This is a genomic window from Paenibacillus sp. S29 (genome assembly GCF_049319765.1).
Taxonomy (GTDB): domain Bacteria; phylum Bacillota; class Bacilli; order Paenibacillales; family Paenibacillaceae; genus Paenibacillus; species Paenibacillus polymyxa_B.
Map to the genome: position 1 here is coordinate 41,371 of NZ_JBMOUI010000012.1, position 15,450 is coordinate 56,820.

A 15,450-nucleotide genomic window follows, 5' to 3' on the forward strand; every position below is an offset into this window, starting at 1 on the left:
CATTGAATTGGGGCTTACGAAACAAGCCTTAACATCACTTTACCCTATATGAAGCTTGTTGCAAAATCTTAATTTAGAAAATGACATGCGGCGCGGAGCTGATTTTCCAGTAGCTGCCGACCTTTTCAAAATTCACGGTGATTTTCGCATTCGCCTGCTTGGTTTCTGCCGGATAAGGCACGGTCAGCAGATAGCTGCGCTTCACCGGAGTCATGGTCACCATTTTCGCCGTAGCCCGGTTGAACTCTAGCAAATTGCCACCATCTGCGTTCAACTGAGCTAGTCTGCCGTTAATTTCAACGAAAAATTTACCGACAAATTGCTCACTGGCCTGTTTGGTATAGGCCTGCGTCAAATAGTTGATCAATTTGGTCTTTGTACCGATGTCCTCTGACAAATAGCGATAGCTTTTACCGTTCAACTGGAACGCTTGGCCCAACGATTTGCCACCGCTAATGGCATACTGATAACGAGACTGCGCCTCCAGCACAAGCGGAACCGCACTCTCGTGGTTCAGCTTGTCCAGCTGCGTCGGTTTCACGCTGGAAGCCGCGGCTGCTGGCGCCGAAGTGGACGGCTGTTGCGGCTTAGACGGCTTCACAGTCGACGGTACGGACGGAGCAGCCGCTGGCGCTACCGATGTAGATGGACGCTGTGCTGGTGCAGACGGAGCTACTGGTGTAGCGGCTTTGGCAGAACCTGCGGCTGCGGCCGGGGTCGAGGCGGCTGGAACCGACGGCGCTTGCGCCGGGGCTGGCGTCGTAGCCGACGCAGACGCTGCTGGTGCTGGCACCTGAGCCGGGGCGGATGCGGACGGACTGGCCACGTTCGGTTGCGTCGCTTCCGCTGGAGCGGTCACGACGGGCGCGGCAGCGGCGGCCTGCGCCACGCTCATAAGTGTGGCCGCAATGCATAGTGCGGATAGCTTCGTATTTATTTTCATACTCATATACACCTCCATAATCATATGTCTGCATAAACTGCACACGTCTCTATTATAAGAATTTCACTTCTCGATTGGGTTGCTAAATTGTTTCTTTTTGCCTTTTTTTGTTCATTCTGCACGAAGTTTGTCCGTATTTGCCGGGGACGGTTGTTCTGACTGTTTCAACTGCTTTGCCTCCATCTCTTCCAAGGATAGCGACAGTTGCTTAACAGATCGGTCCAGCTCCTCCAATCTGCGACTCAAAGTGACGAGGATGTATTTTAACAGAATTAGACTTAATGCAGCAGGGAATCCGACATTAGTTACGAGCTCGATCATGCCTTCAGTCGTTAAAGAACTCACAGATTCCGCCTCCTTTTTCATACATATGTTCCACCAATAAGAACTAACGTTCCCGTTTTTTATGGAAATCATACTATCTTGTGGGCTGTCATGGCAAAAAGAGCTCCAATTAGCTTGGAGCCCTCTCTGTTTTTGTTCATTCTACCTGCTTTCAGACCACTACCGAACGACATATCAAGGAGTATATATATTCGGCTGCTGGGGCTTGGACATCCCTTCTCCCAGATAAAATCCGGTGTGCGGCGGCTGATTATAAGCTACGTTCTGCCAAACAACACTCAGGCGATACACTGGATCATGCATAAGCGTATAGAATCGATGTTCTGACTCGTATGGTGTTGTGTAGATACGCAGCGCCGAATTATCACTTTTGCGCCAAATGACTTCCTCACGCCAGTCACCGAACAGATCGGCCTGCAAGGACGGCGTTCCTTTGGTTCCGTTATTGGAACTCGTTCCTGTTGCCGTAAGCAAGTTGGAAGTAGTGGAGTTCATATAGTTCCACTTGTCTATTTTTCCAGCGCTTGATGAGGTATGATCCAGCAGTTCACGGAAGAGATCCCCATCCCACCAGATGCCAAAATTAATGGAAGACGGTAGCGTGTTGGTAATGAGCTGCCCCTTAGCTGAACGCAAACCAATACCCGGTGCCCACTGCTCGTTCCCTCTGGTCCGCGGGTCAATGTCTGCCGACATGCCTCTTCCAGTATCCTTGCCTGTATTTACGCCCCATAAAATATTTCCATTACGCGGGTCGTACATGGCAGCTCCGTAGGTGGCATTTTTGTCCTCGTTCACCTTGAACACTTCATAACCTGAACGGTCGGGGTCCAGATCGCCAACATGAAGTGCATCTCCATGTCCCATCCCCGTGTTAGCCAGCTTCGCTCCGTTATCGTCTACAACCAGTGAGCCATACACGATCTCATCCTTATCATCTCCATCCACATCCGCCACGCTCAAACTGTGGTTCCCCTGTCCAGCCGTTCCAGCATTGGTGGAGCTGTTGCTGTCAAAGGTCCAGCGTCGGCTCAGGTTGCCGTTCCGCCAATCATATGCGACCAGAACGGTGCGGGTGTAATAACCACGTGCCATCACAATGCTGGGTCTCACGCCATCCAGATAAGCAACCCCGGCGAGAAAACGATCTACACGGTTACCATAATTATCTCCCCAGCTCGATACCGTTCCGCGCGGTGGCACATAGTCAATCGTACTAAGAGCCTTGCCTGTATCACCTGAGAATACAGTTAGAAACTCGGGACCTTTCAAAATATATCCGCTCGTGTTTCGATGATCAGCCGAAGCGTCCCCAATCTTCACACCTGCACCATCTACCGTGCCGTCTGCTGTTTTACATACGATCTCTGCTTTGCCATCTCCATCAAAATCGTAGACGAGAAATTGTGTGTAGTGGGCTCCAGCCCGTATGTTACGTCCCAGGTCGATCCGCCATTTGCGTGTTCCATCCAGCTCATATCCGTCCAAAAATACATTTCCCGTATAACCGGATTGCGAATTATCCTTGGCATTGGAAGGGTCCCATTTTAACACAATCTCATACTCGCCATCTCCATCGAGATCCCCTACGCTGGCATCATTGGCGTGGTACGTGTAGTTCACATTATCCGGGGTTGTGCCTCCCGAGGGCTGCTGGATCGGAACATCTAGATAGTTGTTGTTCCATACCTTCACCGCAGGAGAAGCGGCCTGCTCTGCTCCATTGACCACGGCACGAACGGTATACGAAGATGAGGTCGTACCTGCCTTGTCCAAAAAGTTGGTTCTCGATGTAATCGGCGCATCGTTCACCTTGCTTGTCCCTCTGTACAAATTAAAGCCGACCGAATCCGCTTCCGTGCCCAGCAAGCGCCAGCTCACCAGTACACCCTCAGGCACCTTAACAGCGACGGCTCCACGGTTTAGCTTTTCCATTTGCCTCGTAGAGGCAGCAGAGACCTGGCTATCCATCGGGGTGACCACTCCACTCAACATGACACCGAGACAGAGCAACGCAGTATACCGAAACCTTTTGTTCATCTGAATCATTAGCTCCTTTCATGGTTTGTATTTTCAATAAATTTATTTTATGTGACTGATAAGTTATTGTTGTTTAAATTCTATGATAGCGCTTACATCAATGTAAAGGGACGAATACGTCCTTTTTGTTCAAAAATCCGGGCTAATGCTTTAAAAATCAGAGGTCCATGAATAATCTTTCTTCATCCGCGATGCTCTGGATATCCTCCGAGCTGATGCTGATATACTGATAGCCCTCTGCCTGTTGTTTTTTCAATGCAAGTTCCTTCATAAAACGTGGGCTGCCCTCTCCGGCATCCTCATCGTAAACAAGCAATAAACCGTCTGTTTTGCGGAAAAGGAGTTCATCCCGTGCCTTGAGTTGCCATATTCCCTGATAGGGCTGACGACTAACTACTCCCACATAGTCAACTTCGGCACAAATCTGCTGAAAATATTCCTTTTTGTCCTCTTTCCATTTCTCTTCCATATTTTGATAAGCCATCATAATAGAGCATTTCAGGTGGGGATATTGCTGTTTTAGTGCAGTAACGACCTCACAGGCCCACAAATCCACCCCGTATTGACCGGGGGTAATCACCCATTCTAGCCCTTCTTCAATCAGGGGAATAAGCCTGCCTGCAATCGCCTTTTTAATATATGGAATGCCTTCGTGCTTCTGACTGAAAATATTCAGTTCATGGGCACGATAGCCCGAAACGAGCAAGTTTTTCATCTTCTCAACGTCCTTCTCCGATTATCATAAAGGTTATTGTACCACTTCAGAGCAACCCACTAAACACTTCGTTTTTTGGAGGAACGAATTGAATATAACGCAAAAAACGAACCTCTTCCAATTGGGCTGGATCAGGTTCGTCTTTTAGAGTTTGGTACTAGTTCTGAATGGATGGTTTACCCATCGCTATTATCCTTTTCCATTCCATATCACTCCTCAGACGATTTTATGCGGACATCTTTAATTCTAATGTTGCTACTAAATATACCGGCATCACTGCTTAGCTTGAATGACGGGTAACTAGGGTCTGCCTCAAGCCGCATTCTGCTATCGAACTGCTGCTCCTGCTGGCGATCTACCCAAAAAGAATAAGGCTCAGACTGAACTACTTTATCAGTTGCATTCGGCGTAGTGACAACCAAGATGACAAGTACGCCATTGCATCCGCAATCCTCGGTGTCATAAAACAACTTGAACATTCCCGGTCGTCCTGAAAGGGCCATTTCTAGCCTTTCAACGGACAAGGAATCCAATTCTAAATGTATGCTCATGAGATGAATTCTCTCCTTTGTAAATGAGATGTTTGGAACCGTCAGCTCCATAAAGACTAAATTTTAACTATGTGTTCATTATAGTCATGTTTTTGTATGTGTCTATGTGACTGCACTCACTGCTATCAATGAACTTTTACCTAAAAAAGGAAACCCGATTACACCGGGTCACCTCCGTCATCGCTCACCCTATCTAAACTAACATTCTAGCCACAACTCTATCCTTTGTAAAAAGGGTTATGACCTGTGCCTTTGCCCGATGGCATCGCCCCAGGCACCCCGTCCGCTTCCAGCAGCGGACGGACAATGAGCTTCACCGGCCATTCCCTGCTCTCGAATACCGCTTGGAACAGCTCGGCCCGGTCAGCTTCGGGAAGCGCCATCACCCGTAGCGCTTCCTTCCACGCCTGCTCGGTAATATCCCATAACTTCGCTTCCGGAATAGGATACACCTCGCTTAGCGCTTCCATAATTGCAGCCAGGTTCACCTGCGTGCCCAGCGACTGCACGTAGAAGATCAGCTTGCGGATCGTCTCATTATACAAGCTGTTCGAGTATCCTGGCCGGATATGATAACCTGGGTCCGCAATGCCGTGTTTGTCCAGATACGGCTGATGCAAACGTACGGAGTCGTGGTCACGGAATAACAGGCCGTTCACCTGTCCGTCCTGCAAGACCACGCAGCAGTTCTGACCGTGAATTTCGGGTACAACGCCTACCTTGAACAACCGCATCACCACATCATAGAATAACGCCGTCAGATCGGTGTAGAATCCCATGACCTCTTCACTGGTTAATTCTCTGCCCAGCAGGTCGGATAACATATGGCGACCTTCCAGCGTCACCCCAAGCGCAGCCATGGGAATGACCTGCACACCTTCTTCCAGCAACTTTGGCGGATAGATGCGAATCTGGGCGGCCAGATGGCGAGGATGATCATCGAACAATCCCATGGATTCCGGCATGTATCCCCACCAGTTCCGTTCCTCGCAGAGCCACACTTTACCTGTGAGCGATTCATCACAGGCCACCGCCTGTCGTAACATCTTCTCCCCAGCTAGACCATTCAGCAGCTTCACCACCGGGAGATAGCGGGCGGCCCCGAGAGACAACACACTAACCGGAAGCTTGAGCATCTGTGTGGATTCCTCCATCGGAGCCATCGAGCGCAGGGACGATGTCGCCTGCACCTCTCCTAATTCGATATCCAGTACAATGAGGATGCCGTCCGCGATCTCTCCAGTAAAACACGGCAAGATAATATGCTCCATCTGCCATGGATGTACTGGCATGGGCATGTATTCTTGCAGATTCAGGCCTTTCCGGGCCAATTCTGCTTCCAGCCTGCTCCGCTGTTCTTCATCCAGTACATCCAGTGTGGACAGCCCCTCCTCACATCCCTGTTGTACCGCATCCCAACGCACCGCCACCCATCGCAGCGGGATCTTCTTCCTGAATTCCGCTGCATACCGGGCCACATCCGCTTCTGTGAATCCCACCTTGGCCTTGGAGGTGGGGTGAAATGGACGATCTCGCAGCGCTGCAACCTGCTCTCCCTTGATAAACCAATCGTAGGCATTGAACGGAACTTGTTCTCCCAGCCCTTGCACCTGCTGGAGTCCCAGTGCCAATTGCTCGGTGGCTATTTCCACGCCTGCCAAGAATTCCGCAACCCCGGGATGCGCGTATGCTTCATCGGAAAGCGTCATCCGAAGCACAGCCTGTCCTACGACTGCTGGAGATTCAAGAAGCTCCCAGCCTCCATCCGGTGTCTCTCCATAGACAGGTGAACCTTGTACCCATTGATATCCCTGCCTTTTTCCTGCTTCCACCAGAAACAAAATCCCTTTCAGATGCAGCATAAGCTGTCCACTATGCCTACCTGTTCCATTCTCATCCTGCTTATCCTTGCCTGCGACATTGCCGTCGAGTCCGTCAGCTATTCCTCGTCCGCTCTGCGGAGGACCTCCATTACCATCCCCCAGAAACATTCGGCGGAACGGTTCTGGTGAAGTAGAGAGTTCAATGAACGGATGCCCTTCCAGCGGAAGTAATTGCTCGGCCAGAAATGCATTGATCAGATCCTCCATAATCCGGCGCTCAGCGTCTTGTAGACTGGCACGCTTCATCACTGTTGACATGGTTGTCGTCCTCCGTCAAATAATGGAATGCCGGGTGCGGATGACCCAGAAAATCATGATGCGAGATGGTCCAGCAATAGGCTCCCGACTTCTCGAACACAACAATATCGCCTACACGTAGCCGCTCTACTTCCGCATCTGAATGCATACGATCCTTGGGTGTGCATAGTTCTCCGACCACGTGAACTTTGTTGTCCCGTACCTCTGGTCTTGCAAACGAATGCCCCCAACGGTCCGTAGACATAATGTGAAATGGATGGTTGTGTCCCCATGATGCGGGCAGACGATTATGATGTGTACCTCCTCTTAACACGGCAAAATGCTGACCATGCGATGTTTTGATATCCGTAACCTCTGCCGCATAATAACCGTGGTCAGCGACAAGCATGCGACCCGGCTCGAAATACAACTGTATGCCGCGTGAAGCAAGGCGCCCTCTAGCTTCACTTCGCTCAATCAGGGATGTGAACAGGGACCAGTCGAACCCGGGGCTACCATCATATGTGACACCAAACCCGCCTCCAGCGTTAATTACTTCAAGATGCAGGTCATATGTCTGCTGCCACATCTCCGCCTTTTGCAAATACAGCTCGATCATCTCGGCATGCAGTCTTGCGTCCACATTGTTCGATAACGAGTGAAAATGAAATCCGCATAAACGCACCGTACCCGCACCTTCCTCACGAATGACCCGGACTGCTTCCTCCACGTTCTCCTCATCCATGCCGAATGGACTCGGACCACCGCCCATTACAATCCGGGTCCGTGGCAATGTGCTACTTCTCAGATTGATCCGCAGCAGAATGCGGACTTCCTCTCCTCTCCTTGTAGCAATGGCGATGACACGCCGCAGTTCCAGCAGGCTCTCCACATGAATAAAACGCACCTGATGCTCGATAGCCTGCTTCAACTCATTCTCTTTTTTCCCCGGACCGCCAAACAGGATTGGAACCTCACTACTTACGCTCCTCACCTTAAGCAACTCGCCAATGGAAGCTACCTCGAACCCGTGAACCCAGGGCAGCAAAGCCTCAATAATTCGAGAATCGGGATTGGCCTTTATGGCATAGAACAGCCGTATGCCTCCAGGCAGCGTGTGCAGCATGTGACGGACCTGCTCCTGAATACCAGCCAGATCGTAAACATAAGCACATACCGGGTCTTCACTATCTTTTTGCAGTTCATGGATCATAGTCCATACGCTTGATTTCATATCAGTCCACCCGCATTTCCATAGTCATTCCGTTTCTGTTCGTACGCCCGAAAAGCCGTATTCCGGTCATCGCCCAACACGTATATGTATCCCCCCCGTTCCGCCCACAGCGCCATGCCTTCCTTGCTTCTGGCCACCGTTGCATACGGTACCTGGCACTGCTTCGCGGCTTCATGTAATGCACCTAGCGAACGTTGCACGTCTGGATGTTCCGTCTGCCACGGTACGCCAAGTGATTGCGACAGGTCTGCCGCCCCCTCCAATACCCAGCTCACCTGGGGATGAGATAGAATGCTCGCACTTTGCCGGACGCCCTCCACACTTTCGATCATCGGTACAACCATCACCTGTTCATTCGCTTCCTGAATATACCCAGTGAGTGGATACTTGCCGAATACCCCCGGTCGCCCACTGTTCAGGCTCCGCATGCCAAGCGGATGATAATACGCATGACGAACCGCTTCCTCCACCTGCTCCCGCTGTTCCACATGAGGTATGACGATGCCTTGTGCGCCGCAATCCAATACCTTTAGAATCTCTACTCGCTCTACCTTTGAGATGCGTACCAGCGGGGTCATCCCTGCCAGTTCCGCAGCACGAACCAGCTCTTCCACCGATTCCATATTCGTTGCGGCATGTTCCAGGTCGATAATTACAAAATCATACTCCGCATGTCCAATCATCTCGATGATGACCGGATGCGGGATAGAGACAAAAAGGCCGAACACCGGCTGTTTACGTTCAATTTTCTCCTTCAGCTTGTTGGTTCTCATCCGAAAATGTCCTTCGCCAACTTCAGCGGGTTGCTGACCTTACGGAAATACAACTCCCCGTCCCCATACAGGCGGCGCTTGGTCATCTCTTCAATCAGCGCATCCTCAGCAAAAAGATCAAACCACTCGAACCGCTCCTCATACTCTGGATGCTCCCGCTGGTAGTCCATAATCGTAGCCGCGCACAGTTGCCAGAACGCTTCTTCCGACAGACCGAACTTCTCCAGCGTCAGCGCAATATCCGTCATGCAGATAAAAAAGAACGCATCATACGTATAGTCCCGGACTTCCGACACATCACTTGCGTAGATAAAGGAATACCGATTGAACTTGTGATGGGTCTCCGGTTCGGGGTGCAGCTTCGGGGCTCTTTCTGGGTTCAGCAACTTCTCGGGTACATAGCGGACACCATCGTGAAGATCCTTGATGATGATCCGTTTCGGCAGATCATTTTCCAGCACCAGAATGATATTCTGGGCATGCGATTCCAGCGCAATGCCGTGTGCATAGAGCAGATGAATAATGGGCAGCGATACCGTTCGAACGAGGGCTTCACTCCACTTCTGAATGCCATGACGCTCAACTGCACTCTGGATAAACGGTACCCCGTTCGACTGTACTAGCATAAGTGCATTTAAGGGCCAAGCTGTCTCGCCTTCTTGCAGATGAACAGATACATTTTCACGCCAGATCGCCCCGATTGTGCCATACGCTCGTTCATACTGGATTGCAGGCAAGTTCTCGTACCGGAGCGAGAGTCCCATGATTTCTTTCAGAATGGCAAACTGTTCCCGTTGCAGCAACTCATCCTCCCGAATGAGTGCTTCCAGCCAGTCGCTGATCAGCGGTGCGTTCTGGGTCGTGTGTTGTGCGAGAATACGTGTACTGGACGTATTGGTAATACTCAGTGCCAGCTTGAGATAAGGCGCTTCTGGATTCATTCGGTTCGACAGGGAACGAATGGACTGCTGGGCGCGATAAGCTGATGCCGAAGGGCCGAGAAAAACGATATCTCTGTTCATTCGTTGTCGGGCAAACACCGATTCCAGCTGGTGTTCCCATTGCCATGGATGAACAGGAATGAATATATAGCGATTCCCCTCAGTGTCTTCCGACTGAAGCACCCGATCAAATCGGCTGATATCCGCCTCTGTGAGATGTTGTCTCACCAACTGTTCTGACGTGTAGCCTGTGGAGAGAGCCGTTTGCACAAGTCCTTCTTTCACGGCAATCCAGTATACGGTCACATCCGAGTTAAACTCTGGACCGTAAGCAAGATTGTCTTTTAGGGTGAAGCCAAGCCTCGACTTGTAGCTTGGATGGTAGAGATGACCGTCGCTCATATGGCTTTCGAGGGCATCATAGTGTCGGTCTTTATCCGGAATCTTCTCAGGCAGCAAAGCCCGGCACTGACTGTCCTTCGCCATCGTCTCCAGCAATTCCTGAATGAAGGCCGTCACATTCGCACCCTCCAGAAGGTTCAGTACCATTTCCTCCAGAAACAGATCCAGATCGGTGCAGGGCACGCCCTCTCTTCGAATCGAGCCCTTCACCACCTTCACTCGGCCAAATGAAAACTTCTGCTCCGCCTCACAGCTGTATGTCACAGCCTGCCCTGACGTATTCCGCCCCACAGTGCGCCATTCGTTCCCATCCACCTTATAGTCAAGGATACCCTCGAACCACATGGCTTCCAGCGTCTGCCGCATGATCCGTTCCTGTACATCCGTGTATACTGCCGTCTTGTGACCTTTCTCAGCCCTGTACCCTATGAACCCCACGCCACTTCACTCCCTATTCGGTTCATTATATTGCTCACCGGCACATACGCCGGGGTCTGACTGATCCCCTTGAGACAGCTCACCAGATTTTGTTTCGCCAGAAAACTGTCCGCGGTCAGCAAATGCTGCACATATACGTTTCCAGTTCGGTCTAGTTCCTTCACCAGCACTTCGCGGACCTTTGTCCAGAAATGCTCCTCCGGTACGTTCACATCCCTTGCCATCGCATGAATGAGGGAACCCAAATGATTGATGATAAAGTAATAGGATGTCCTCGCCCAAGCCTTGTCCCGTGGATAAAACAACAATCTAGAGGGATCGGTATCCACCTCATGCATCAGCTCCTCATCGACACTGACTCCTTCCAAGTCACGCACGATAAATGCCTCAGGCATTCCGTCTCTTAGCGTCACGAGAGTATTTTGCAAATGAGCTTCAAAGTGAATGCCTCGCTCTCCGGCCGCTCGTACAATGGGCAGCAAAGACAAGGTCAGATAACGTGCAAACCAGTGCTCGGCTTCAGCACGTACGCCACCCAGCATCGTCATGAGTCGTGATTGCATTCCCGGCAAGGGAGCTTCTACCAGACTCGACAGGACATAAGTACATTCCGGGTCAAACTCAATCGGTCTGTATGCGACAGTAAACAAACTCGTTAATTCTTCCTCCTGAAAATCACAAGTGGCTACACCTGTCTCATAGGCAATCTGCGTATGCTGATCTGCACCGAAGCAATTCTGCTGCCTGACGTACCTGGAGGCGTCCAGCGTCCTTCGCATCTGCTCCGCACTATTGGTGCGAATCATGTTGGTAATCTGTATGTTCAGCGACAGCTTGATATTGCAATTTAGCTCTGGAATATAGACGGTGCGTACCGAGGAGGTTGGGTAGGCCTTCGGTCCACAGCTGCCTATCGGAATGAGTTTCTTGTCCAGAATATACTGCTGGACCTCGGACAAGCTCAACACGTACGTATACTGCCAGGGATGGACAGGCAGCAGTTCATACTCATCCCCATGCTCACCGCACTCCGCTTCCCAAGCTTGTTCCACATGCCCGTGCAGGCTGGCATGCAGATTGATCCTGGTGGGATCATCTACCCATTCCTGCCTGTATACATCCTTCCTAACAGCAACGTAACAGAGTTGGAACGAGGTACGCAGTTCCGGGCTGTACATCCGTACGTCGTGTTCAGTGAAACCTTTGGAGTTTTTTGGAAACGGGTGAAAGGGATGACCATACACCAGAGACTGTTCGGAAGTACAGTAATCATACATGCCAAGTCCAGCAGCCTGCTCGATATACAGCACAAGATTATTCACGCTGTTATCTACCTTTTCCACAAAATCACGCACAGCAGCCGCACGGGTCAACCCACCTTGCTCATGCCGACTGTTTCCATACGCCGTGTCTTCACTCAGCTCCCGGGTGATCCAGCGAACCAGGTCCTGATAATGCACCGCTTGCCCGTGAAGCTGTTGTATGTTTCGGTACTCATGCTCACCCATAGCCGAGTAATACGCTAATTGTCCGGTTATCGTCACCCCGCTGGCCTGAAAAGCAACTGCGTACGTCATCGCATCTGGATTAATCCGAATGTCGCCCTCCTTCTCCACCGCAAGCTCCCGGAGATAACAATTGAGCAGCAGCTTACAAGAGTGTATATTCGCCTGCTGCTCTGCTTCAGACCTGAGCCTGTTTTCCATCTCGAACAATGTTGCCAACCTTCTTTCGGGTTATAAATAAAACGAGGGACAAGGTCAACAGGATGGCACAGCAGAGAGCCTACTAATCTCTTTCAGTGCCGCCCATCAGGCCATATTCGCTGGTGTTCCGCCCCCGGCAAGTCTTTAGCAGGCCTATCATCCAGAGATCTACACTGCTGACCAGCAGCAGAATACTGATGGATGCCACCGCTTGCGGCGGGTGGGCACACACATTCGAATGTACCGACCACACCATAGGAGCGAGAACAAAGTAAGCGGGACATTGAGCCATAACAGGCAATGAATTGCCCTTATTCTGCAATCGACTTTTCGAAATGATGTTCCATTTGAAAAAGATATTCCAGGTACAATCGGACGACATCACGTGTGGTCCCCCCAAAGGGAAAGACATGGTGCGTCAGGTCCGGCAATGCGTTGACTTCCAGAATGCCTCCCTGATCTGCTGTCAGCGGCTGGCCGATATCCCCACAACGGATATCAATGCCAGCCACATCAATCTGGAGAGCTTCTGCGGCTTTAATTGCCATTTGTGCATTATCAGGAAAAATCGCTTCCGTACAGTCCACATAAAACTCACTGATGTTTCCAGCGGCCGAATTGCGAAGATCATATAGCTCGATCTCTCTTCCTGCCGCAGGTACCTCCTCCAGCGTGATTCCCTGTCCAAGCAGAACCTTTCGCAAAGGCTCTGCGTCTTCATCAATCTTGGGAAAGGCCTCGAACTTCCCTATACGGGTATGCTGGATTCGCTGCCGATTCAAGATTCGAATCAACGCCCGGATGGTTGAGGTGCCGTCCCCTTCTACAAAGACAGGCCGATACTCATTTACTGCTGCCACTTCCCCGTTAATGATCAGTACCCTATAATCCAAACCCGTTATGAATTGCTGTAGCATGATGCTGTTACTATGGGTACCCGCCCGGGCAATAGCCGCTTCCAGTTCCTCGTTTGTTCGAACGTCCAGTGTCACACCTGCACTGCCGCTTGCGTCCAGCGGCTTCACTACAACGGAACGATGCAGTTTCAGAAACTGCGCTGCCTTGTCACCCATTGCCTTGATAACGATAAACGGCGGCACAGGCATTCCCCGCTCATGCAGTAGCATATTACATACCTGCTTGTTCTTAGCGAGCAGTCCAGCGATCAAGGGTAGACGATGCGATCTGGTTTTATTAATGACTCTGCGCTTGTCCCCATAGGACAATTCCAGAAAATCTTCACATTCTGCGAGAAGTGGCTCGCAGGTCATTCCCATTTCTCTTGCTTTGCTTATGATGAGTCGGTTTTGCAGATTATGAATTCCTTTCGGAAACAATGAAAATCCTCCCCGACCGAATGAAGGCGTTCGCTCCTGGTTGTGCTTTCATCGGATTGATTTGATGGAAACTATATTGATAATGATTATCAGTTTCAAACAAAATCTATTTTATGGCAATTTCATTCACCTTGTCAATAATAAGCTTTTTAGGAAAAAAAAGATGTTTTTGCAGGGAGAGAATCCCCAAATGAAGGAATGTTCATGGAACAATGAGCACAACAAATAAGGCAAGCTCTGAATTTCGTTATGTCATAAGCTTGCCTGTGCTATTCGCTGTATTGAGATGCAATGAAGTATAGGCTGGGGATGTGGATGATAATCATCGGTATTAATGCTTTAATTTGGGGCAGGTGGGGCAGTAATCTTCTGGATCATCTGCGGCGAGATAATAGAAACAACAAGTTTTGCGTACACGAATAGGTGTATCTGAGACAGCTGTTGCCCGTTTGGGCGTATTAAACTGCTTGAGCGGGTTACGGGATTCACCAAAGAGATGCGCAGGTGCATCACAAATTAGATAATGGAAGTCCTCTTCGACACGCTGCTTTTCTTCAGGCGTGGCTCCTTCGGCAAACTTGTTCTCATAGAGCCAGTATACGTAAATGGCCGTGTTCTCCCACAGGACTGAACGGGAAATCCGGGTTGCCTTGGACAGCGATTGCCATACCTTAGCCAGATTGCCGGCGAACATCTGTTCAATCACCTGATCTCTCCATACGCCACGCTGATCCGCCTCTGGTGAGGTCGTCTGCCAATCGGTCAGCCGAGCCTTGGGAAGCCATGCCTCTCCCTGATAACTGGATTCAATCGTGCCGTTGGCAATCTCATAATTCAGGCCTTTGTTGAAGCGTGACATGGCATAGAGACCCGAAGCTGTGATCAAGTAAGCATATCGTTTAGCAAAGAGCGATACAGTAGCCGTTTCGGAGTCCGTCTCAAAGATGCCTCTCACCCCTTGCAAATAGTTAAGGCTTTTGGACGGGTCCAGCAAGTCCGTAAATGGCATCGAAAATGTACGATCTGTCGAAGGCTCCCAGGTCAGACGGTATTCGGCAGCTAAGGCCTGCATCTCTTGATCATCAAGCCAAGTGGCTGTAGCGTGTGGTTTCATTTAACTTCCTTCCCTTCCCGTGCGGAATGCACATGGGTGTGCCAAACAGCGGATCAACCGCAATGTCGCACTCCATCTGGAAGACCGCGCGGACCATGTCCTGCGTAACAATGTCTTCCGGTTTTCCTTCCGCGTAGATGGACTTATTGTGGACAGCCACAATATGGTGAGCATAGCGACACGCAAGATTCAGATCATGAAGCACCATCACTATGGTGCGCCCCTCCTGTTCATTCAAATCGAACAGCAGATCCAGAATATCAATCTGATGGGTCATATCCAGATAAGTCGTTGGTTCATCCAGCAGCAGGGTTTCTGTTCCCTGTGCGAGTGTCATCGCAATCCAGGCGCGCTGGCGTTGTCCGCCAGATAATGCGTCCACGGGCCGATCAGCCAGAGCAGTCAGATGTGTGGATTCCAGCGCAAGCCTGACCATGCGTTCGTCCTCACAGGACCACTGTTTCAGCCATGTCTGGTGTGGGTACCGCCCTTGCCGAACCAGTTGGTTTACCGTCAGTCCCTCTGGAGCAGAAGGACCTTGTGGCAGAATGGACATGCGTCTTGAAATTTCCTTGGTAGGCAACTTCGCAATCTCCTCGCCATCCAGCAGTACCGAGCCTGAACTGGACTTCAGCAGTCGCGCCATCGTTCGCAGCAAGGTGGACTTCCCGCAACCGTTGCTGCCAATCAGGACAGTAGTTTTCCCCTTGGGAATAGTCAGGTTCAAATTCTCAATAATAGGCTCTGCGCCATAGGCGATCGTAAGGTCCTTGGCTTCCAGAATACTCACA

General features: G+C 50.6%; 14 protein-coding genes. All 14 read right to left on the reverse strand.

Going from position 1 to position 15,450, the window contains the following annotated elements; genetic code table 11:
• Window positions 1–73: 73 nt before the first annotated feature.
• The 14 genes from ACL9RM_RS19225 to ACL9RM_RS19290 all read right to left on the reverse strand — a co-directional run bounded on the left by ACL9RM_RS19225 (window position 74) and on the right by ACL9RM_RS19290 (window position 15,449).
• Window positions 74–943: a DL-endopeptidase inhibitor IseA family protein gene (locus ACL9RM_RS19225; protein WP_323873203.1), complete on the reverse strand. Its 870-nt coding sequence runs from the start codon at window positions 941–943 to the stop codon at window positions 74–76.
• A gap of 111 nt (window positions 944–1,054) precedes the next feature.
• A complete protein-coding gene (locus ACL9RM_RS19230) occupies window positions 1,055–1,288 on the reverse strand; it encodes a hypothetical protein (RefSeq protein WP_023987187.1) in 234 nt (77 codons plus the stop codon).
• 174 nt (window positions 1,289–1,462) lie between these two features.
• Window positions 1,463–3,328, reverse strand: coding sequence for a rhamnogalacturonan lyase (locus ACL9RM_RS19235; protein ID WP_414126443.1), 1,866 nt, complete (start codon window positions 3,326–3,328; stop codon window positions 1,463–1,465).
• Between the two features lie 157 nt (window positions 3,329–3,485).
• On the reverse strand, window positions 3,486–4,043 hold the full coding sequence (locus ACL9RM_RS19240) for an SLOG family protein (protein ID WP_039272489.1): 558 nt from the start codon (window positions 4,041–4,043) through the stop codon (window positions 3,486–3,488).
• 209 nt (window positions 4,044–4,252) lie between these two features.
• Window positions 4,253–4,594, reverse strand: coding sequence for an iron-sulfur cluster biosynthesis family protein (locus ACL9RM_RS19245; RefSeq protein ID WP_069291208.1), 342 nt, complete (start codon window positions 4,592–4,594; stop codon window positions 4,253–4,255).
• 218 nt (window positions 4,595–4,812) lie between these two features.
• Window positions 4,813–6,735, reverse strand: coding sequence for an IucA/IucC family protein (locus ACL9RM_RS19250; RefSeq protein ID WP_250267534.1), 1,923 nt, complete (start codon window positions 6,733–6,735; stop codon window positions 4,813–4,815).
• Window positions 6,695–7,948: a type III PLP-dependent enzyme gene (locus ACL9RM_RS19255; protein ID WP_250267533.1), complete on the reverse strand. Its 1,254-nt coding sequence runs from the start codon at window positions 7,946–7,948 to the stop codon at window positions 6,695–6,697. Before ACL9RM_RS19255 ends, ACL9RM_RS19250 begins: the two co-directional genes overlap by 41 nt.
• Window positions 7,945–8,721, reverse strand: coding sequence for an HpcH/HpaI aldolase family protein (locus ACL9RM_RS19260; protein WP_250259287.1), 777 nt, complete (start codon window positions 8,719–8,721; stop codon window positions 7,945–7,947). The genes ACL9RM_RS19255 and ACL9RM_RS19260 overlap by 4 nt, the downstream gene beginning before the upstream one ends.
• Window positions 8,718–10,502, reverse strand: a complete 1,785-nt coding sequence (locus ACL9RM_RS19265; protein ID WP_250259288.1) for an IucA/IucC family protein — start codon at window positions 10,500–10,502, stop codon at window positions 8,718–8,720. Before ACL9RM_RS19265 ends, ACL9RM_RS19260 begins: the two co-directional genes overlap by 4 nt.
• Window positions 10,490–12,208 (reverse strand): IucA/IucC family protein, encoded by a 1,719-nt coding sequence (locus tag ACL9RM_RS19270; protein ID WP_250269009.1) that lies wholly within the window; start codon window positions 12,206–12,208, stop codon window positions 10,490–10,492. Before ACL9RM_RS19270 ends, ACL9RM_RS19265 begins: the two co-directional genes overlap by 13 nt.
• 82 nt (window positions 12,209–12,290) lie before the next feature.
• Window positions 12,291–12,500: a hypothetical protein gene (locus tag ACL9RM_RS19275; RefSeq protein ID WP_250267532.1), complete on the reverse strand. Its 210-nt coding sequence runs from the start codon at window positions 12,498–12,500 to the stop codon at window positions 12,291–12,293.
• A gap of 19 nt (window positions 12,501–12,519) precedes the next feature.
• Window positions 12,520–13,545, reverse strand: a complete 1,026-nt coding sequence (locus ACL9RM_RS19280; protein ID WP_250267531.1) for an ATP-grasp domain-containing protein — start codon at window positions 13,543–13,545, stop codon at window positions 12,520–12,522.
• A gap of 331 nt (window positions 13,546–13,876) precedes the next feature.
• Window positions 13,877–14,659, reverse strand: a complete 783-nt coding sequence (locus ACL9RM_RS19285; RefSeq protein ID WP_414126444.1) for an IucA/IucC family C-terminal-domain containing protein — start codon at window positions 14,657–14,659, stop codon at window positions 13,877–13,879.
• A complete protein-coding gene (locus ACL9RM_RS19290) occupies window positions 14,628–15,449 on the reverse strand; it encodes an ABC transporter ATP-binding protein (protein WP_025722914.1) in 822 nt (273 codons plus the stop codon). The genes ACL9RM_RS19285 and ACL9RM_RS19290 overlap by 32 nt, the downstream gene beginning before the upstream one ends.
• Window position 15,450: the final 1 nt, after the last annotated feature.